Genomic DNA, 19,919 nt, shown 5'->3' on the forward strand with positions numbered 1-19,919 from the left:
GCTAATTTGTAAGTTCTTTATATTGGTTTGATGTCAATAAATCTTCTAATTCTGTAATGTCTTTTATTTCAATTTTAATCAGCCAACCGTCTTTATAAGGATTGTCGTTTATGAGTGTGGGTGCTTTCAAAAGTAGTTCGTTCGTTTCAGTGATTTTACCCGAAACAGGCATAAATAAATCACTGACCGTTTTAACTGCTTCAACAGAGCCGAATACTTCGTCCTGCTGAAAACTATATCCAACGTTTGGTAAATCCGCATATACGATTTCGCCCAATTCACTTTGCGCAAATTCTGTAATGCCTATTGTACCTGTGTTGTCCTGTATGCTTATCCAGGTATGTTCTTTTGAATACTTTCTATCGGTTGGAAATTCCATTTTTATAAATTTTAGATTAGTAACCTCTTCTTAAATTTTCTGCGTATTCGTTTGGTAAAATGCTTTCTTCAACTGCTTTTGCAGCCCTTTCAATATCATAATCAAAGCGTATAAATTCTACACTGATACTATCTTTATCCAACACAGAACTGTTTTCATTAATCGTAAGCATTACATAACCGCCTCTTACATCGCTGTCCTTCGGTTTACCAACCGAACCGATATTAATGGCGTGTCGGAAATGATTTTGACCGTCAATACCCGAATTTAAAACTCTGTGATAAGGTTTGTGTGTGTGTCCGAAGCACATAATGTCTGCATCGGCTTGCTCCATAATGCGAAGCATACTTTTTTCCTCACGGTCTTCAAAAAGATATTCGTTTATTTTTCTCGGACTTCCGTGTACCAACAGCAAATTCAATTTATCTTCATTCAGTTGAAATTCTACTTTGATATGGGCTGGAAGTGTACGCAAATACGCTCTTTCTTCATCTTTCATCAAAGAATTTGTGAATGAAATAGAAATATTTCCGTTATCTTTTTCACTGTCTGTTTTGTAGGCACAACCGCATTCGTTGCTCATTCTGCCAATGCCAAAATCGTAATTTCCGGCAATGGTTGGTATTCTCCTTTTACGGATTTCGTTTACCACTTCGTTTGGCCAAATATTATAGCCCACCAAATCGCCCAAACAATAAATACTGTCTGGTTTTCTTTTTTCAACATCTTCAAAAAATGCTTCTAATGCAGGTAAATTGGCGTGAATATCACTGAATAATGCTATTTTCATTTTGTCTAATTTTTATTGTTTAAATATTTTGTTTAAGATAACTTTAGATAAGATTAAATAAATACCCTAATAATGCTCCTCCAATAACCACAAAGGCACTATTTATTTTTTTGAATTTGAAAACTACGATCGCACTTATCATTGCAATTAATATCGTCCGCCAATCAGTAATAGTTTCTTTGCCAATTGTAAGACAAATAGCGGCTATGATTGCAACAGATGCCACATTGACCGCATCGAGAAAAATGGACAGTCCTTTAGATTGGCGCATTTTTTTCATCAAGGGATTTAGCAATGCTACTAAAATAAACGACGGCAGAAAAATAGCAATCGTAGAAATAACTGCTCCGGATAGTCCGTTGATTTGATAGCCAATAAACGTAACTGAAGAAAAAACAGGACCTGGGGTAAACTGTCCAACAGCAATAGCATCCATTAATTGCTGCCGGGTGAGTAAGCCCGTTGCAACTAATTCCGTATCTAAAAAGGCGAAAAGAACATAACCGCTTCCGTAGAGGATAGCACCAATTTTCAGGAATATCCAAAATAATTTGGTATTTGTTTCAGACAGTAAGGGGCTTTGTGCGATTTGTAAGAATGCGAGCGGGATAAAACTTTGGAGCGTATTTTTTGTATCCTGAAGGTAATACAAGGCCATTGCCAGCAATCCCGCTCCAAACATCAAATAGATTTCACTAATGCCGAATAATGACAGTACCAAAACAAGAATACCTACAACCGCCAAGAATGTGGACTTGACAGATTTCTTTGCTAATGGAAAAACAGCTCCTATGATAATAGCGATGATTGCAGGTTTGATACCGTAAATAAAGGGCTGTACTTCGGGCAATTGTCCGTATTGCTGATACAACCATGCAAATATCCCGGTAATGAAAACCGCAGGTAAAATAAAGCATAACCCTGCAAAGATTAATCCTTTCCAACCGCCTTTGTCATAGCCGATGTGTATCGCCATTTCTGTACTGTTGGGGCCAGGAATGAGATTAGTAGCTCCCAACAAATCCAAAAAATGCTGTTCGCTCATCCATTTCTTTTTGACAACAACTTCCTGCTGCATCATAGCAATATGAACCGCGGGACCTCCAAAACCAATAAAACCGAGCTTGAGAAAGAGCTTGGCAATTTCCTTTATTTGAATATCACGCTCCATTTCTCATTACGATTTTATCAATAGACCAATTACCTCCACCTTTGATTAACAAAAACATACTTCCCAAAAGCATCGCCCAATCCGTACGGCTGCCGTGCAGCAATTCCCAAATACCCTCATTAGCCAAAATAGATGTTTTGGTCGTGGCAATGGCAACAAGCATAATGATGATGAGCGGAATACTTGCTAACCTTGTAAGCAACCCGAGCAAAATAAGTGCTCCGCAAAGGATTTCAAATATGCCTACAAAACTTCCAAGAAATTCAGGAGATGGCAAGCCAATTTTTTCAAACCGCCCGGCTCCCCGAAAAGCAGGAAACAGCAATTTTTGAATGCCCTCCGATAAAAAAACACCTCCAACAATCAGTCGGATTATGATTGTTGTCTTTGAATTATCTGTATGAATGATTTTTGAAAACATAAAAATTCAATTTTAACAACATCCGCCACCTGGAGTACAAGCATTAGCATTATTTACAGGCAGTTCCGCCAAATTTTTCTTTACTTTTTCGGAAGGAATACCGCAGGCATCTTGAGCCAAACAAGCTGTTGTTTTATTTTTCAGTACAAATGTCTCTCCGTTGAAATCCAAATCATACTTACCAATCGTTTCGCTTTGGTATTCCACTTCAATTTCCGCATCTTCTATGCCCAATTTTTCTTCGGATAGCTTGATGATGTTTAATAGCTTAGCTGGCTTTAATTTGTGCTCGAAATCGTCTGCATTCCATAATTGGAAGTTTACAACTTTTTCCGAACGGATTACGCCACCACAGTCTATAAAGTTTTTAGTAATTTGTCCCACTTCGGTAACGTGGAAATGTTCTGGAACTAAGGTTCCGTTTTCTAATTGAAATCCAACATTTACTAATGTTGGCAGGATTTCTTTAATTTTTGATAGCTTCATATTTCTGATATTAACTCAATAAATGTTATATTGCAATGTTACGATGATTTGGTGTTAAAAAAAGCTTAACAGCATTCTTTACTATTTACATTCTCGACAAAAAAGCTATTGAGTTCCTTCTTAATCTCATTCCAGACTGTTTCATTAATACAGTAACATACACTAGTTCCTTCTATATTTCCTTTAATGATACCAATATTTTTCAGCTCTTTCAAGTGTTGTGAAATTGTCGCTTGTGCCAATCCCAATTCTTCTACAAGATCATTACAGATGCAGGCATTTTGTTTAATGATATGTTGCAGTATAGCTATACGGGCAGGATGAGCCAGTGCCTTTAAAATACTAGCTAAATGGTTCTGCTGTTCTGTAAAAATTTCGGTTTTTGTGACACCCATCAGTTTTATAAAAATAAATATATCGCAATATTACGATAATAAATTTAAACAGCAATAATTTTAAAAAAAATTATTGCTGTAGTTGTAATATTAAACTTGGGTATTCCGATGCTATTTATTAGTCATTACTTTGTAGGTAGGATCTTCAATAATATTCACATCAATAACTGTTTCTGCATTTTTAAGTAATTGCCTGCAATCTTGGCTTAAATGACGTAAATGTAGTTTTTTACCTTCCTTGTGATACTTCTCCGTAATTTTATTTAAAGCTTCAATAGCAGACATATCAACTACTTTACTTTCCTTAAAATCAATTACAACTTCATTCGGGTCATTTAGTAAGTCAAATTTTTCAATAAATGCGGCAGTAGAACCAAAGAAGAGCGGCCCAAAAATTTCGTAATGCTTTACACCATCTTCATCTACATATTTTCTTGCACGTATTCTTTTAGCACTCTCCCAGGCAAATACTAGAGCCGAAATGACTACACCAATCAAAACCGCTAAAGCTAAGTTGTGCAATACTATGGTTATAACTGCTACCAACATACCAATAAAAATATCGTGACGAGGCATTTTATTAATAATTCGAAAGCTGACCCACTCAAATGTGCCTATAGCTACCATCATCATCACCCCGACTAATGCCGCCATTGGAATTTGCTCGATTACAGGACCTGCAACCAGAATGATTAATAAAATTGCTATAGCTGCAACTATTGCAGAAAGTCTGGCTCTTCCTCCAGCTCCGATATTCACTAAAGTTTGGGCAACCATTGCACATCCACCCATTCCGCCGAAGAAACCGTTGGTGATATTGGCTATACCTTGCGCCGCAGTCTCACGGTTAGATTGTCCTTTTGTGCTGGTTATTTCATCAACCATATTAAGCGTTAACAGACTTTCAATCAATCCAACCCCTGCCATTACCAAGGCATAAGGGAAAATAATTTCCAATGTTTCCAGACTAAAAGGAATAGCAGGGATATGAAATGAAGGTAAAGAACCTCCTACAGAGGCGATATCAATTACTTTTTTAGTATCGATGCCGAAAAAATATACAATACCAAAGACAACTATTATTGCTACTAAAGATGCAGGAACTGCCTTTGTAAATTTTGGCAATATAAATACGATGGCTATAGTTAGTAATGTCAGTCCAGCCATTAGATAAAGCGCCGGCCCCTGCATCCAACCTTCTATCCCGTTTTCTACAACTTTAAATTGAGCTACCTGTGCCATGAAAATGATTACTGCAAGACCGTTTAAAAAACCATACATTACTGGTTGTGGGATCAGGCGGACAAATTTACCCAGTTTAAAAATTCCTACTGAAAATTGCAGTACACCTGCTAATATAACCGCAGCAAATAGATATTCCACACCGTGTGATGCTGCCAATGCGATAAGTACTACTACCGTTGCTCCGGCTCCCCCAGAAACCATTCCGGGTCTGCCTCCCAAAATTGCAGTAACAATACCCATTAAAAAAGCTGCATAAAGCCCTGTCAAAGGCGAAAGCCCTGCCAGAATAGCAAAGGATAAAGACTCAGGTATCATGGTCATAGCCACCGCAAGACCCGCAAGAATTTCGTTTTTGTAATTAATTTTCTGTTTGAAATCAAACAAATTGATAATTTTCTGCATAAAAATTTATGTTTAAAGTGGTAAAAATGTAAATAGAAAAGTTTGTACACGAAAGCAAAACCTTCGGGTACGACAGAGAAGCCAATAAATTAAAATTGGGAAATATAACAGTTAGCCTAAGATCAAGGCGGAGTAACTTGGGATGATATTTGTACTGTTCTTTTCATTGAGTGGTGCAAAAGTACAATTTATAGTTATTGTACACAATTTAACACCAAAAAAACTAAAAAAAATTGTTTTACAACACAGAATCTTTTCTTTGATGGCTATGTGAAAAGAAATCGTTACTAAATACAACAAATGGGATAATGAATATCCCACGCAAAAACTCGCAACCTGTTTGGTAAAATGTAAGGAAAGGTAATTGTGAAATGGTACATTTTAACAAAGGGGTTGCATCCGCTTTAAACCGCAAAAATGCGTTTCCGACCGAAGCGAGGAATTGCATTTTTGCCCGCCGATTTAGGCTTTTAGGCAACTTTTATCGGGTGGGTGCGGAAATCTTTCAGATTGTGAAAAAATCCTTTGTATTCGGTCATTCCCCTGCGAAACAAGTTCCATAGCAAAGAACAACCCATTTGGGTCAATGATGAATTGATAAACAAATCTCGGTGTTCCAATGCTTCGGCAAGTGAGCAACTTGGCGTGTTATCCTCTTGTTCGGATTGCTTCAGCAATTCGCCAAACTCATCAGTAACAAATGGCAGGCTTGCCACTGTTTGGTATTTCTCTGAATTGGGTTGCTTTATCTCTCCGATAGTAGATAGTATTACTTGTCCTGTATCTTGGCTATTGTCGGGTAGGTCAGGATTATTACTAATCCCTTCCCCCCTCAGAACCGTACGTGCGACTTTCACCGCATACGGCTCAAGCAAATCATAAAGCAACTCAATATAATAACTCATTGTTCCTATTTTTAGATGAATGCACTTGCTGATGACAATAAAGGTGCAAGATTCTACGGTTTTTCCATAAATTACGGTCAGGATTATTCCTATCCATAATAAGGTGATGGTCATGGATTTCCTCACCGTTAGAAATGGATTGTTTGCATACAGGGCATATATAACCTTGAGAAGCAGCAATTATCCGTAGATGTTTCGCTAATGAAGAAGCCTTTTTAGCCTCTCTTTTTAACCAATAACCATTCAGAGAAGGGTCATCCATTGAAGCTTTTCCCTTGACCATCACATGGCGTTTTATGTTGACCCATGTGAACTTACAAAGATGAAAGCCTGTCTCTTCGTCACCAAAGACCCAATTATCTTTTCTTTGTTTATTCCATTGTCTCCAATATTTCTGTGTGATGTATTTCCATGACCTGCCTGGGTGCTGTCTTTTTGCCCACCTGACGGCTCGTAGAAACATAAACATATCAAGATGTTTGAACGCATCAACGGAGTTGCCAATCCTGTAATAGTTTGCCCATCCCCGTATGATAGGGTTAAGTCTATGGATTACAGCGGTTGCATTAGCACCCCGTAACGACATCCATTCCGTTTTTAGACGGTCTTTGAATGACTGCACGGATTTCTTGCTCGGTTTGATTAGGAGCTTGTAACCTGTAGGGGTTGATGGTCTATTGTATAATCGGACATTAAAACCGAGAAAGTCAAATCCTTCCGTAAGGTGGACGATTTTGGTCTTTTCTTCCGACAGTGTTAGTCCACGTTCTGCTAACCATGTCTGTAGTTCACAAATTGATTTTTCTGCATCTTCTTTAGTCTCACAAAAGACCACAAAGTCATCGGCATATCTTACGATTCCTCTTGTTCCTATCACGACACCCGAACTGTTTGCTCGCTTGATTTTCAAGGCATCTTCCATACCATGAAGTGCTATGTTTGCTAACAAGGGACTGATTATTCCCCCTTGTGGAGTACCTGATTCCGTCTCATGGAATACGTTTTTGTCAACGTAGCCTGATTTCAACCATTTCTTTATGAGTTGACGTGCAGGAAAATTTCCGACAGCCTTCAATAGAAAATCATGGTCGATATTGTCAAATGCTCCTTTTATGTCGGCATCAACTACCCATTTCTTTTTCTTGTTGGGACGTGAGAAGCCATAAATTGCTAAAATAGCATCATGACATCCTCGTCCTGGTCTGAAACCATAGCTGATACCTTCAAACTTTGCTTCCCATTCGGGTTCCAATGCATTCTTGACTCTTGCCTGATGTACACGGTCAAGAATGGTAGGAATTCCAAGAGGTCTTTGTTTGCCGTTCGATTTTGGTATATACACCCTACGGGTGGGTTTGGTTTTCCAAGGTTGGAACTGTTGAATTTCGTCAACAAGGATGCTCCTTGCTTCTGGTGTCTTTACAGTTACCTTGTCCACTCCGTGAGTATATTTACCTGCATTCATCTGGGTTACTCTTCTTACGCTGACAAGCGTATTAGAGTAATTTCGTAACATAAGTTTTTGCAACTGACGGACTTTAATAAAGTCGCCAGCCTGAGTTGCCTTGAAGATACGCTGTCTCAGGTTTTTTACCACACGATTCGCCTGATTCCAGTCTATGGAATTCCAGTCTGTATGGCTCATTGTTCCGTTTGCTAAGTTGTCTTGCATCTAACTTTCCTTTGATTAAAAAACTATTACTTTGCTCTTCAAGAGATTCACCAATCTCACGTCTGCACCCTTTAAGGTTGAGTATTTCTGTCTTTTGACAGCCCTATCCGTCAGGTTATGTATTCCCTTTGCCTTTCGGCTGACGACATTCGCTTCTTGAGATTTCCTGTCCCCGCTGAAGATTTCAACATTCCTTACGGTTTGCCTACCCAATTGCTCGGGACTTCATCGGGATTCCACGTTCCACATTCATAAGATGCGACTGGGTGTGGGTGCCTCCTATACCCCGGGGTCTTGGTATCCTAATATGGCTGTTCGGCATCTGCCATATCTTTAAATGCTTCTTCGGAATAAAACATTTCTATGACCCGATACATCGTAATTCCCATCCACCGATGTTGCATTTGTGACGGAGCTTACGGAGATTCACTTGCGTTCACCCGTCCAGTCTTTCCCTTGCCCGATTGCCCCTGATGGTTAGGGTCTTTCTTAGGCTTTCATCCAAGCTTCGCAAAGGTCAATTACTCAACCCCCACGTGGGAAGTGGGAACCAGTCTTGGACACTGACTGGGAAGAACTTCTTACAGTTCTTCACTTATTAAATGCGACTTTCGTGTCGCACGCCAAAATCCAACCAATATTTTGGCACATCTTGATAGTATCTGCGATAGCTTATTTCTTTAAGAATTTCAGCAACGCCAAACCTCGCCTGTACATTATCCACGCACGTAATAGTAATGATTGCCCTTGCGTCTTCGGGCAATCTGCCGAACTTATCCTTTTCAAATTTTACTGTTTTAGCTTTCCAATTTGTACCTGCCCAACGGTTGCAACGATTGATTAAAGCAACGGATTTGTATAATCCTATTTCACTTTCTGCAAAACGCTGTCTGCCCAAATTGGCACTCGTGATAACATCATCATCCCAAAGGCGGACTTGCAACCCTGCGTGTCCTAATGCTATCAAACTTTCGTTTATTTCCATTAAGGCGGTCAATACTTTTGAGCCTGTACCACCTCCTCCGATAAGGTTTACCGAAATCGGATTGGTAGGATTGAGTAAATAGTTGTCCGTAAAATGAACTGCTGTTTTTGTCGTATTCATCACAATAGATTTTTAAGGGTTTTGTTATTCTTTTTTAATACTTCTTTTGGAAAGGGTTTATCCGTACCGATAAGGTCTTTCCATAGACTTACGATGTTCTTTTTTGTCAAATTTGCACTCAATGAATGACTGAAATAGGAATTGAAAAAATAATGTTCCCACGCTTGCATAAATTCCTCAACCGAAGCAGAATTTTTAATATCAATACTTACCGTACCCATACATACATTGCCCTTTTCGTAGATATTGAAGAAAGGTGCGTAATACAATGGCGTTTTCTCGGTGGGTCTTCTATCATTTGCCAAAGCAAATACGGTAAGACTGTTTTTGTTCGCTAACCAAAGCATTGGCGGTACTTGTGCCATTCCGTTGGGTATGCCCAAACTTTCCACAAAATACAGTTTCCGTTGCTGTGCTTTGGTGTACCAAAGCACAGTACCTTTTTCAGCATTCGGATTGATATGCAGAATATTGGTCGGCAAAATTCCTTTTGGCTTTAAAAAAGCTGCGTTCTTTTCTTCATCGGTCTTTAAAGCTTTTGCCAATACATTGGCTTCTTTTACCGTCAATGGGTGGGCATTGATAGGCGTTCCGTTGCTATCCATATCAAAATGCTCCACATACACATCGGTTTCCGTTCCTTTGGTTTCATAGAAAACCAAAGCGGATTTTGGATAGTACATACTGCCAAAATGGTTTGTTATATCTGTTGTTGTGTTCATTTTTCTATCGTTTTGTATTCGTATAATAATCCACTCAAATCATTCAATAAATCAAACAAACGGTTCTCAAAATCAAGGTCGGTTGTTGGTATTTCGCTTCCGTCAAACCGCTTGGAAATAGTTGGTTCTTCCATTGCTCCGTACTCGTTAAATTCATTGTTGATGGTATCTGAAAGGTTTTCGTATAACCAACCTTTAGTGTCTGCAATAAATGAAATGTATTTTTCCATTCCGATTATTTCATTTTCGTAATCATCATTATAAAGGTCTTTTTCGGGCAATGTGGCGTTTCTGAAAATAGTTGCGTTCGGATATTCTGTACAAAGGGCAAACGCATTACAAGCCACTTGCCAACATTCCTTATCGAACGTATCAACACTTTTAAATCGGTTCAAACGCTGTTCAAATATCTTTAGATTGATGCGGTTGAATAACTTCTGTTCTATCTTATCGCCAATGTATTCGGCTTTTCTCAATTCACGTTTGTTGGTTTCTGTTTCTTCCGTTTCCTCATCCTGTTCCACCCAATCATTCATCGTTTCGTAAAGCCAATACAAATAACTTTCTTCCTGCCTGTAATAGGGAATTAGGACGATGTGGTACAGATAACTGCATACCGACAGTAAAAGTTGTGCGGTCTTTTTACGCTTCGGGTCTTTGAGCATTTTAAACAGTGGCTTAATGGGAATATAGTACAAAGTTGTACCTGTATTGTATCGTTCCTCACTCACAAAATAGGTTTTACCGCTATTCTGTATCAATTTGAAACCATCCCAATTGATATTGGTACGCTTCAATTTAGTTTCCATATCCCACATAGACAATGTTATATTGTAGGGAAACTCAAAATCTTGGGTTTGCATTGGCTCAATGCTGTAATGCTCGGCAAGTCGGGAAAGGGACTTGTAAAAATCCCTCTCCGTTTTCTGACAAGCCTGTACGGATTGTGCTGTTTTCAATTTAGGCAGAAATGTACATTTTAGAATAGCATTGGCAACATTGCTATCGGTACGGATTTCTGTTTGTCTTTCTGCACTTGGTTGGCGTCCTTTGGTCTTTGCATCCAATTGGCGAACTCGCCCAACTGTCGGTGTAACTGCTGTTGTCGTTTCTGTTCGGGTATGTTGATTATTCCCGATATGATATTGCGTTGCATAATTCATCGTTTTAAAATTTTGGTTTAACCTTTCGTACCCATTACGCTCTCAAATTTGTACTCGACTGCATCATCTTTTATCTGTGGTGCAGATGCTTTTGCAGTTGTCAAAATCGGGTACATATTGGCGTAAAAATTCATTACGGCTTCCACGCTCCAACGTGGTTCGGGGTCGGTCAGCCTGATGTCCTGTCCTTTATCTTTGAGTATGAAAACTCGTTCTAACTGTGTTGCTAATAACATAACTTTCTAATTTTTGGGTTAACACTTTTATTCTTCCTCGTCCGCTTCATCAATGGGATAATCGGCAGTAAGTTCTTCCACCTTTGGCGGTTCGGGCGTTGCTTCTTCCATTGCTCCGAAAAGGCTCGGTGTTGCGAACTTGTCGGACAATGATGTTTTGCGTTTGCGTATCTCGTCCGCTTTTTCGGAGAACTCCGTTATATCGGGAACTTTTATCCACGCTTCACGGAATTTGCCCTCTTTTTCCAACTCATCCGCCTTTGCCATTGCATCTTTAAACTTCTTGTCTTTGGCTTCTTTTTCTTTTTTCTCTTTTTCGGTTTTTGCTTTCTCGATTGCCGATTGTGCTTTGGCTTCATCAAGTTGCTTTTGAAATTTTTCCATATCCACCATTAAGCCCGATACCTTTTGTATAGGTGTTGTTATCTGCTCAAAAAATCCCTCGTCAAACTCTTGGGGTGTGGCGTTGAATGTCAATGGGGGAATACCGTTTTTGGCACTATCTCCGCATTGTTCGTTGTTAAGCAATACTGTTACAATTAGGTTGCTTTCTATTCCTTTTGAAATGTTCAGTTGTAAAACTCCTGTAAAGTCCAACTGCTGTATCTGATTGAAAAAATTTGTATTCATCGTTCTTAAATTTTAATTGTTGAAGATTGTTTTTTGATTGCTATCAATTTCTTGTGTATATCCGTCCAATAGGCATTTTGCCTTTTATCGAAGTCTGAAAAACTTTTGTCCTCGTGGCTATATCCTGTATTTCGCTTCGCAATACGGATAGCTTCTTTTAGGTCGGTTACTTCAATTTCGTAACCGTTCAAATCCGTTACTTTCATAGTGTTACAATTTTGCGTTCCAAAAGAGTTTCCAATATCTCATAATCACTTTCGTACTCTTCTCCCTCAAAGTGGTAGAGGTCTGTTTCTTCATCCTGTTCGTAGGCTTCAAAATCATCATCGCCCAAAAATATATCGCTGAGTATGCCATCCCGATAAGTTGCTCTCCCGTAAACAAGGTTTCCCATTTCTTCATAGTCCTGTACAAAATCCACTTGGTAGTATTCTGCTATCTTTTGAATAATTTCAATATTGGGCGACCATTTTGTTTCATATTGAAATTGCCCTTCATCGCCCTCGTTCCAATAGATATTGAAGAAATACCCACCGTTGGTATCTTCCATAAATTCGGGTAGTTGCCCTTCTTCGGTTTTTTCTTCCTTTTCCTTCATTGATTGGAAAAGTTCTTGTATTGCTGTGATTGCTTCGGGAGTTCCCTCGAATACAACCGTGTTACTGCACCAATTTGCCATAATGAATATTTTTAGTAGGCTACCACCGATTAAGGCGGTAGCCTGTTGTTATTTAATTAAGGTTTAGGATTTCCGCACCGTCCAAAGCAAATGCGGTACACAGTTCAAATGCTTTTTGCGATTTCAGTTGGGCAGTACCACCCAATACAATGCTCTGCAATTTGGCTTCGTCATTCTTGTAATTTCTCACGTTCTGATAGTAGCCTGTGACAGCGTTATACGCTCCGAACAAAGTGCCTTTTGTTGTGTCCATTTGTTGTGTATCGCTTATCATTGCGTATGCAAATGCGTCCTCAACGGTATTTTTAAAAAGGGTTGAAATTTCATCTTCCGCACCTTTTTTGATTAAATCAAAGGTTTCCTTATTCGGGCAAAGTGCCAATTGAATTAGCTTTTTTACCTCTCGGTCTGTGACCTTTACTTTTGCCCATTCATTGAAAATTCCCTCTAATTGGTTGCTAAATGTATTGGCAAGTCCCATAATCTTATGGGCATTCTCAACACGTTGTTTTGCTCCCGAAGTGTGTTTGATGCGGACAACATTTGTCATACTGCGTAACGAAGCATTTAAGGTGTTTTGGCAAACAATTCTGATAGGTGTAAATGCGGCTGTGATACTTCCGCTACCATCGTGCGAAGTGGTTAGGAAAATGTATTTTTCCGTAACGTCATCGCCATTCCCAACTCGGATATAGTCGGGTAATTTGGCGGTGATAAAAATACGTTCTCCATTGCCTAACGCTCCTGCGGTTTCATAGAGAATGCCCTCACCACCGCCTACAATAGCATCAAAGAAATTAAAGGCTTCACGGTTTTGTACAATGTGGTAATCCTTGCCAACCACGCCCAATACGGCATTGTTATCGGTGCGGATGTTGGCGAAATAGTTAGGTACTTGTAATTCGCTACTGCCTATCTCTATGCTGTTGGTGGTTTCGATAATGCCCGAACCTTTTGTAAATAGTGGGGATTTTACGACTTCGTAATCTAACCCTGCGTGTTTGATAGCTTCCTCGCTTGTCGGGTACTGTTCTACGATTTGCCCCAAACCGTGCCACGCTTTTTGTTGTACACTAAAAAATGAATAACGTCCTGTTCTCTCGTTGAAATTGATATTATGTGCCATAATGCTTAAAATTTGATGTGAAAAAAATGATTGAATACTCGTTGTTAAAATGGGAGGTCGTCTTCTGTCGTGTTATTGTTTGTGCCTGTGGTAGTTAGTACCGTTTCCTTTTTTTTGCTACCTCCGTGCAATTTGATTTGTGAGGTATGGAAATTCAGACCTGCTCTTGGCTCTCCGTCATTACCTGTCCACGCTCTGGTACTTACTCGTCCCGATAGTTCTACCAAAGTGCCTTTTGTAAGTAGCTTGGCTACATTCGGGGTTATCCAATAGGAGCAGTCGAAATAGGTTGTTTGCTCAATGCGTTCGCCCTGTTTGTTACGGTAGCTGTCGTTGGTCGCTACTGAAAAATTTACTACTTGTTTGTCCTGTGACGTTGTGCGTACTTCCGCATCTCTTGTCAGTCTTCCTGTAATGTTCATGATTTCTACTTTTTTGCGTTATTAATTTTGTTCTGATTTTTCCCTTGATTTATTCGGCAATGAGAGGAGGTGCTGAAGTTTCGTTTCACTCTTTTGCCATTTTCAATGCTGTATTTTTTCATTTCTGACATTTTTTTTATTCGTCTAAAGAGCCGGAGTATGCTTTGTTTCGTTTCACGAGCATAAAAAGGTTAGTGTTTAGCAGGAACAAGGTTTTGTCAAAAAAATACGACCCGAATGGGTGGAGATTTTTTTGCAAATCTGGAAGGCACGACCTTGTTCCTGCGTTAAGAACACGGAAATACCTTTGCTCTTGAAATGGAACAAAACAGCATATCGGTTCTTGAATAAAAATCATGTGGAAGCACGTGAAAAAGGCATTGAGTAAATGGCCTTGTGATTACAAAACCTGCAATTACATTTTGCAGAATTTATAAATTTGGAGTTTAGTATCTTAAAGTATTGTGGCTTTTGGAAGCCACGTAAACGGTACTGAAAAATATTTATTGAGGATATATTAGGAGTTTTTCAGTATGGTTTATTAACTCATCCTGCCAAAGCTCTTTTATTGCATGGGATGGGCGCTGGAGGAATAAATGTGCTTTGAAGATTAGTATAGGCTAAAAAAAGCCGAGGATTATTTACCTCGGCTATCTGTATAATATTATATGCAATTTATTTGGTGACATTGAAAAGTTTAGCCATATAAGCTACGGTAAATTCAAAAACCTGCTGTTTTGAGTATTTAATTAAGTTATTGTCATCACCATTGATAAGACTCTGGATATACCTTTCTTTTTGTAGCACCGGAGCGTCGACACCAAATAGCTTTCTCCAGAACATATCAAACATATCTCGGTAGTATTGTATTGTTTTCTTAACCTTTTCATTGACGATTACCGTATTGAGAAAAACCTTTCTTTCTGCATTGTCAAATATTTTAAAAGCAAAAGATTCTTCGTTGATGTTTATAGCAGAGACAAAAGTTTCTTGTTCATTTAGTCCATGGAAAGGTAGAAATTTTATTGCATCTTCATTCTCGTAAACCTGTATAACAAAATCATTCATGAAGACAATAAAAGGGTTTTTATCATCAGTAAATCCAATGTAGTTTTCTGTATATATCGCGTTTCCTCCAAGAGTTTGGAGATGTGTCACCGAAAGGGGGATGGATGTGTCACCATTTTTTTGGAGGATACTGTGACGTAACTTCTCCTTAAACTCAGGTGAAAACGCCAAAATATCTTCACAGACTGCACTTCTGTACAACTGTATGTGAAAGAAGTTACGAATTGTAACATCATCAGCTTCGCTCACTATTTTGAGACCTGAAAGATCTGCTTGTCGGAAGTGTGGTAGTATGTTTTGAATAAATGGTGTTTCAATATCTGTAAACAGGTTTTCGCAATCACTACAAAATACGTAATCCACTGAAAATGGAATGGATTTCGCATTTTCAATTTCTTCCTCTGTTGGTTTTCTTCCAATTGTAGTCTCGAGGGTCAGCTCATCAAGACGTTGGAAATTAAAGTCTATAAATGGATTGGTATTATCCAGAGCAAAATATAATCCTTTCTCGCGTTCATTACTACCTTCTATGTTAAGACAGGTGCGGATAATTGCATCAGTAAGATAGTGAGTATTCTTTTTGTTTGCTTCGCGTTCAAGACACAGTTTACATAAAGACATAGTTTTTTTGTTTAAAGAATTGTTGTAAGTAAATTTAAAAAAAAGAATTTTATTAAAAGCACCCAGCTTCTCGAAACAAACAAAGCAGGAAATCATCCTGCTTTGTTTAGTAAGCAATAATTCTAAACGAGAACTTCTTTCTCCATTTCTGCAAATGATGCTTCCATTCCAGCAAATTTATGCGATACCAAATCCATATCTTTACTTATTTTCTGGCTTGTAATTTTAGCATAAATCTGTGTGGTAGAAATATTTTTATGCCCCATCATTTTACTAAGGCTTTCAAGTGGTACGCCTTCAGTCAAAAACATTGTTCCAAATGTGTGTCTTGCGGTGTGAAAGGTTACTTTTTGTTCTGTAACAATACCTAATTCTTGAATTAGTTTGTCTATATGGCTGTTACAAATTTTGTTTGTAGGAACAGGAAAAATAGAATCATTTCGGGTGGTACCTTTATATTTTTCAATAATTCGTTTGGGTATTTCCATAAGCCTTACATTAGAAGCAACATCAGATTTCTGTCTTCGGCTTATAATCCAATCGTGACCATCAAAAAAGGATTGTATGTTAGTACTTTTAAGTTGTTTAATATCTATGTAAGATAGTCCTGTAAAACAGCTGAATACAAAAAGATCCTTTACAATTTCATAATTTTGTTTTGAAGGATTGTGTAATAACAGGGATTCAACGTTTTCCTTAAGTAAATAGCTACGGTCATTTTCCTTCATCGATATTTCATAATCTTCAAAAGGATTTTTCCTGATAAGACCGTTTTTGACAGCTATTTCCGCAACACGATAGAGTGGCATAGTATATACCCAAACAGTATTGTGTGTGCACTTTTTGTCTATTCGAAGGAAGAAATCAAACTCTCTGATAAAATCACACGTCAATTCCCTGAACGCCATGTCATCACGATGATACCTGCTTTTGATAAATTCAGCAACGTGGTTATAGACAATTTTGTACTTGTAGTAGGTACTTTCGGAGCGTTCTCCTTGTACTACCATTTTCCCAAAATCATCATTGTTCTTTTTAAATACTTTCAGCAAGGAATCTTCCATAATACCAACACCGAGAAATGCAAGTTTCAGCTTTTGTGCCGTTACAAAACCCTCGTGTTTCAGCATATCTTCATAAAGGGTATCGATACGTGCCCTTATATTATCCAATTTTTGGTTAATACCTAGTGCTTTTGCACTCTTACCTTCAACTCTTCCATACTTTAAATCCCAATTCTTTGGATTGATCTCTAACTTTGTTCCTAAAGTCTTAGGTGTTCCATCAATAGTAATACGTGCCATAATCGGGGCATTACCGTTCTTTTTCGGCTCGTTCTTTTTCAGGTAGAAAAGTAATTTGAACGTAGATTTTTTTGTCTGCTCCATAACTCAAATGTTTAATGTTTAAAATTAAATTGTATTGAGTTACAAGGGAATATGAAAAATAGGGCAAAACACTGAAATATAACCTGTTACATCTTTGATTACCTTTGCTAATCGGTAACGAATTAGTAACCTATCTTTGTATTTTTAAGACCAAAACCTATCAGACACCGAGTTCCAAACTAAGACTACTGTTTTATAAAGCATTGTATATAAACGGTTTTAACCGTTTTGCTTATTTTTGCTTTATACTAATCTTTTTTTGTAAAAAAATAATAGTTTCTATTTAATACTTTAATATAGAAAGTTTAAATTTACTCTAATCAAAAAAGTGTATATCATGAAAACTTTCACTTGTCTTTTATACTTTCTGTTTTTTGTATCAATCTATACCTTTGCACAAGAGGGCTATCCCACCCCACCATTCAAATCAAACACTCTTTTTTATATACAACATAGCGAAGGTCATAACACCTATGTTTATGAGGCAAATATGAGTTATAAACAGCATTTCAATAACAAGAATCCTATCAATAACTATCGGATTTTATATGATAAAGGAGGAGAAATTAAACCTTTAACTGGTATCCAACAAAAATTTGCCTATGGTATTATAACAAAAGAACTAGGCAATAATACATTTGAGTTTGAGATTGTGTCTTACAAAAATCAACCCTTATATCTCAAGATGGATAAAGCAGGAAAGCCTTATGTGGAAACCACATTAAATGGTCACAAATTTAATCTCCATCGTATTTTCATAAAACAAAAACAGGGAACTTCAGGCTTAGGGACGCAAGTTGAATATCTCATATTTTACGGCACAGACCACAGGGGTACCAAAGTACGAGAGAAATTGATACCGTAGTTGACATTAGGCGCCAATCCCGTTGCCTACTGTTATATTCAACTCTTTAATGCATTAGATTTTTTTATTTAATTAGTTTACATCATTTGATTGAAAAAGAAAATGAGGCGTTTATTTGACGTTGTTGCATCATAATATTTAAACGTATACCCTTCTTTAATTCAGGGGAAGGATATACGTGTTATTCATTTCATTTCAGAAACAATCTATTGAGTTTATCCTCAATTAGAAAGAATAAACTGTCAATTAGTTATTTTTTGCTTTTACGTCCTATTTTCCGTTTTCCTTTTATTCGATCTTCAACGTCTTTGATCGTGGACAACATCTCACTATCTAAATTTTCCAATCTAACCAAATTTAATACTTTTAAGGCTTTTTTAAATTTTTTAAGTTTTTCCAATATAAGTACCCTTTTTAATAGAAATAAAGAAGATGAAACTCCGGGTATTGTTAAAGCAAACTCAATTGTTTTTTCTGCCTCTTCATATGCATTGGTATCAATCAAGGTTTGTATATAAGGTTGATAAATTTCCAAAGCATATAAATTATGTACTAACGCTTCTTGAAAATATTTCTTTGCTTGTTCAAAATCAAACAACTGTTCCGCATGAAGTCTCCCCATCAGACATAGTGCCATCGTATTTGAATCATCATAAGACAAGGCGTATGACAAAGATTCTAACGTATTTTCTAGGTAATATGGATAACTATCCAATGCCTGTAACACATATTTATTCATAAAATATATTGCATCAATTCTCAAAAGTTCCTTAAATAAGCGATGTCTATTTAAGGATCAATAATTAAATAAAAGATTATCTTAAATACCTCGACTCACGAAATACCAAAGAAATCATTAATTGCTCGAACATTGTCGAGACCAAAATAAAGTCAAAAGAGGAGTAACTACGAGAAAAAAGTATTCTGAAGAATATACCCAAGATCCTTCTTTTGGATTGAAGTAGGGTTATTTAATATAGCAAACATATTCTTCTATTATTAATTGTGAATACCTAATTGATTTTGCAAATATTTAAAACAAAATTGAAATTTCAAAATAAATTTATCAAAAACTATTTAGGTATACGTTTCACGATCAACAGCAAATTATTTTCCAGAACCAAATAGCCATACTCATAAATAAAATAGTAGGTCTGTCCTTTAGCATTGATGAAATTATGAGTATGATATTTTAAATCAAAGCCTTGCAGCAACATCTTTTCCTTGCTTATCTTGAGTATACCTTCATCTCCCAGAACTTCTTGTAGAATACGCCTGTTCTTACGCAATGTATGATTGATCTTTCTGATCAAGTTCGTTTGATCACTATTCTGTTTATAGTTATAACTATTGCGACAGGCATCATCACAAAATCTTTTATCAGAGCGTCCCCTTATTGACTTTTTACAATCTAGACATTTTTTTAAATTAATTTCTTCTTCCATAAATCATAAAATAAACGACAACAAACGCTTACAAACGGTTATAGTCGATTACAAACGTTTATTAACCGATTAAAATCTCAATTACTTTTCACTTTTGTTTCTGTTTCCTAAGCATAATTCGAAAGGATGCATTTATTGAAGTTAAACAATTTTACAAACATTTAAAAGCAAAGTTATGAGCAGATTAAAAAACAGAATTCAATTGATTGGACACTTAGGTTCTGATCCCGTGGTAAAAATTAGCACAAGCGGAACTAAAGTATCAACCTTACGTTTAGCTACCAAAGATCTATTTAAAAACAAAGCTGGTGAATGGGTTGATGAAACCCAGTGGCATACTTTAGTGATCTGGGGCAACCTTAATACTACTGTAGAAAAATATTGTCTAAGAGGTTCAGAGTTACTAGTAGAGGGAAAACTTACCTACCGCGAATACGAAGATAATAATGGAAATAACAAGACAATTACAGAAATCAAAGTTGACAGTTTAATTGTTATGAATAAATCTAAATTAAGGAAACGAAATGAAGAAATTTCTAGTCAAGAAATTACAGAAGAAGACTTACCATTTTAAATAAATAGT

General features: G+C 37.3%; 24 protein-coding genes. 2 read left to right on the forward strand and 22 right to left on the reverse strand.

Annotation, left to right across the window (positions count from 1 at the left end):
- Nucleotide 1: 1 nt before the first annotated feature.
- From gcvH to JAZ75_RS05120, 20 genes are all read right to left on the reverse strand, one after another.
- Nucleotides 2-379: a glycine cleavage system protein GcvH gene (gene gcvH, locus JAZ75_RS05025; RefSeq protein WP_034727246.1), complete on the reverse strand. Its 378-nt coding sequence runs from the start codon at nt 377-379 to the stop codon at nt 2-4.
- Nucleotides 380-395: 16 nt separating this feature from the next.
- Nucleotides 396-1,169 carry a metallophosphoesterase family protein gene (locus JAZ75_RS05030; protein WP_034727251.1) on the reverse strand — a complete coding sequence of 258 codons (774 nt, stop codon included), beginning with the start codon at nt 1,167-1,169 and terminating at the stop codon, nt 396-398.
- Between the two features lie 43 nt (nt 1,170-1,212).
- Nucleotides 1,213-2,340 (reverse strand): chromate efflux transporter, encoded by a 1,128-nt coding sequence (chrA, locus tag JAZ75_RS05035; protein WP_034727253.1) that lies wholly within the window; start codon nt 2,338-2,340, stop codon nt 1,213-1,215.
- Nucleotides 2,330-2,761: a DoxX family protein gene (locus JAZ75_RS05040; RefSeq protein ID WP_034727255.1), complete on the reverse strand. Its 432-nt coding sequence runs from the start codon at nt 2,759-2,761 to the stop codon at nt 2,330-2,332. Before JAZ75_RS05040 ends, chrA begins: the two co-directional genes overlap by 11 nt.
- Nucleotides 2,762-2,773: 12 nt before the next feature.
- Nucleotides 2,774-3,247, reverse strand: a complete 474-nt coding sequence (locus JAZ75_RS05045) for a DUF6428 family protein (RefSeq protein WP_034727258.1) — start codon at nt 3,245-3,247, stop codon at nt 2,774-2,776.
- A 65-nt stretch (nt 3,248-3,312) separates the two neighbouring features.
- Complete coding sequence (locus JAZ75_RS05050) at nt 3,313-3,642, reverse strand: ArsR/SmtB family transcription factor (protein ID WP_002978307.1); 330 nt, start codon at nt 3,640-3,642, stop codon at nt 3,313-3,315.
- A 111-nt stretch (nt 3,643-3,753) separates the two neighbouring features.
- Nucleotides 3,754-5,289 carry a SulP family inorganic anion transporter gene (locus JAZ75_RS05055; RefSeq protein WP_034727262.1) on the reverse strand — a complete coding sequence of 512 codons (1,536 nt, stop codon included), beginning with the start codon at nt 5,287-5,289 and terminating at the stop codon, nt 3,754-3,756.
- Nucleotides 5,290-5,759: 470 nt separating this feature from the next.
- Nucleotides 5,760-6,194, reverse strand: coding sequence for a hypothetical protein (locus tag JAZ75_RS05060; RefSeq protein ID WP_232789360.1), 435 nt, complete (start codon nt 6,192-6,194; stop codon nt 5,760-5,762).
- The gene (gene ltrA, locus JAZ75_RS05065) at nt 6,178-7,866 is read right to left on the reverse strand and encodes a group II intron reverse transcriptase/maturase (protein ID WP_208700428.1); all 1,689 of its coding nucleotides are present in this window, start codon (nt 7,864-7,866) and stop codon (nt 6,178-6,180) included. The genes JAZ75_RS05060 and ltrA overlap by 17 nt, the downstream gene beginning before the upstream one ends.
- 598 nt (nt 7,867-8,464) lie before the next feature.
- On the reverse strand, nt 8,465-8,971 hold the full coding sequence (locus tag JAZ75_RS05070) for a ThiF family adenylyltransferase (RefSeq protein WP_232789361.1): 507 nt from the start codon (nt 8,969-8,971) through the stop codon (nt 8,465-8,467).
- The gene (locus JAZ75_RS05075) at nt 8,971-9,693 is read right to left on the reverse strand and encodes a PRTRC system protein B (RefSeq protein ID WP_034727267.1); all 723 of its coding nucleotides are present in this window, start codon (nt 9,691-9,693) and stop codon (nt 8,971-8,973) included. The genes JAZ75_RS05070 and JAZ75_RS05075 overlap by 1 nt, the downstream gene beginning before the upstream one ends.
- Nucleotides 9,690-10,856: a hypothetical protein gene (locus tag JAZ75_RS05080; protein ID WP_034727270.1), complete on the reverse strand. Its 1,167-nt coding sequence runs from the start codon at nt 10,854-10,856 to the stop codon at nt 9,690-9,692. The genes JAZ75_RS05075 and JAZ75_RS05080 overlap by 4 nt, the downstream gene beginning before the upstream one ends.
- Before the next feature lie 17 nt (nt 10,857-10,873).
- Nucleotides 10,874-11,092 carry a PRTRC system protein C gene (locus JAZ75_RS05085; RefSeq protein WP_002978317.1) on the reverse strand — a complete coding sequence of 73 codons (219 nt, stop codon included), beginning with the start codon at nt 11,090-11,092 and terminating at the stop codon, nt 10,874-10,876.
- A gap of 27 nt (nt 11,093-11,119) precedes the next feature.
- Complete coding sequence (locus JAZ75_RS05090; RefSeq protein WP_034727273.1) at nt 11,120-11,722, reverse strand: PRTRC system protein E; 603 nt, start codon at nt 11,720-11,722, stop codon at nt 11,120-11,122.
- Between the two features lie 5 nt (nt 11,723-11,727).
- Complete coding sequence (locus tag JAZ75_RS05095) at nt 11,728-11,928, reverse strand: hypothetical protein (protein WP_034727275.1); 201 nt, start codon at nt 11,926-11,928, stop codon at nt 11,728-11,730.
- Nucleotides 11,925-12,401: a hypothetical protein gene (locus JAZ75_RS05100; RefSeq protein WP_034727277.1), complete on the reverse strand. Its 477-nt coding sequence runs from the start codon at nt 12,399-12,401 to the stop codon at nt 11,925-11,927. Before JAZ75_RS05100 ends, JAZ75_RS05095 begins: the two co-directional genes overlap by 4 nt.
- Nucleotides 12,402-12,453: 52 nt before the next feature.
- Nucleotides 12,454-13,527 (reverse strand): DUF932 domain-containing protein, encoded by a 1,074-nt coding sequence (locus tag JAZ75_RS05105; protein WP_034727280.1) that lies wholly within the window; start codon nt 13,525-13,527, stop codon nt 12,454-12,456.
- A 44-nt stretch (nt 13,528-13,571) separates the two neighbouring features.
- The gene (locus JAZ75_RS05110; protein ID WP_034727283.1) at nt 13,572-13,949 is read right to left on the reverse strand and encodes a single-stranded DNA-binding protein; all 378 of its coding nucleotides are present in this window, start codon (nt 13,947-13,949) and stop codon (nt 13,572-13,574) included.
- Between the two features lie 675 nt (nt 13,950-14,624).
- Complete coding sequence (locus JAZ75_RS05115; protein WP_208700429.1) at nt 14,625-15,638, reverse strand: hypothetical protein; 1,014 nt, start codon at nt 15,636-15,638, stop codon at nt 14,625-14,627.
- Nucleotides 15,639-15,760: 122 nt separating this feature from the next.
- Nucleotides 15,761-17,026 (reverse strand): site-specific integrase, encoded by a 1,266-nt coding sequence (locus JAZ75_RS05120; protein WP_034727288.1) that lies wholly within the window; start codon nt 17,024-17,026, stop codon nt 15,761-15,763.
- Nucleotides 17,027-17,363: 337 nt separating this feature from the next.
- On the opposite strand from JAZ75_RS05120, the gene JAZ75_RS05125 reads away from it, so the two are divergent.
- Nucleotides 17,364-17,891, forward strand: a complete 528-nt coding sequence (locus JAZ75_RS05125) for a DUF4833 domain-containing protein (RefSeq protein WP_208700430.1) — start codon at nt 17,364-17,366, stop codon at nt 17,889-17,891.
- Nucleotides 17,892-18,141: 250 nt separating this feature from the next.
- Here JAZ75_RS05125 and JAZ75_RS05130 read toward each other — a convergent pair whose 3' ends face one another.
- Together JAZ75_RS05130 and JAZ75_RS05135 are read right to left on the reverse strand one after the other, a co-directional pair.
- On the reverse strand, nt 18,142-18,630 hold the full coding sequence (locus JAZ75_RS05130; protein ID WP_021192383.1) for a hypothetical protein: 489 nt from the start codon (nt 18,628-18,630) through the stop codon (nt 18,142-18,144).
- 334 nt (nt 18,631-18,964) lie between these two features.
- On the reverse strand, nt 18,965-19,336 hold the full coding sequence (locus tag JAZ75_RS05135; RefSeq protein WP_021192382.1) for a hypothetical protein: 372 nt from the start codon (nt 19,334-19,336) through the stop codon (nt 18,965-18,967).
- 175 nt (nt 19,337-19,511) lie between these two features.
- Here JAZ75_RS05135 and JAZ75_RS05140 point away from each other — a divergent pair, with 175 nt between their 5' ends.
- Nucleotides 19,512-19,910, forward strand: coding sequence for a single-stranded DNA-binding protein (locus tag JAZ75_RS05140; protein ID WP_132771561.1), 399 nt, complete (start codon nt 19,512-19,514; stop codon nt 19,908-19,910).
- Nucleotides 19,911-19,919: the final 9 nt, after the last annotated feature.

The sequence above is a fragment of the Sphingobacterium sp. UDSM-2020 genome, assembly GCF_016132525.1.
In the GTDB taxonomy this organism is placed as follows: domain Bacteria; phylum Bacteroidota; class Bacteroidia; order Sphingobacteriales; family Sphingobacteriaceae; genus Sphingobacterium; species Sphingobacterium anhuiense.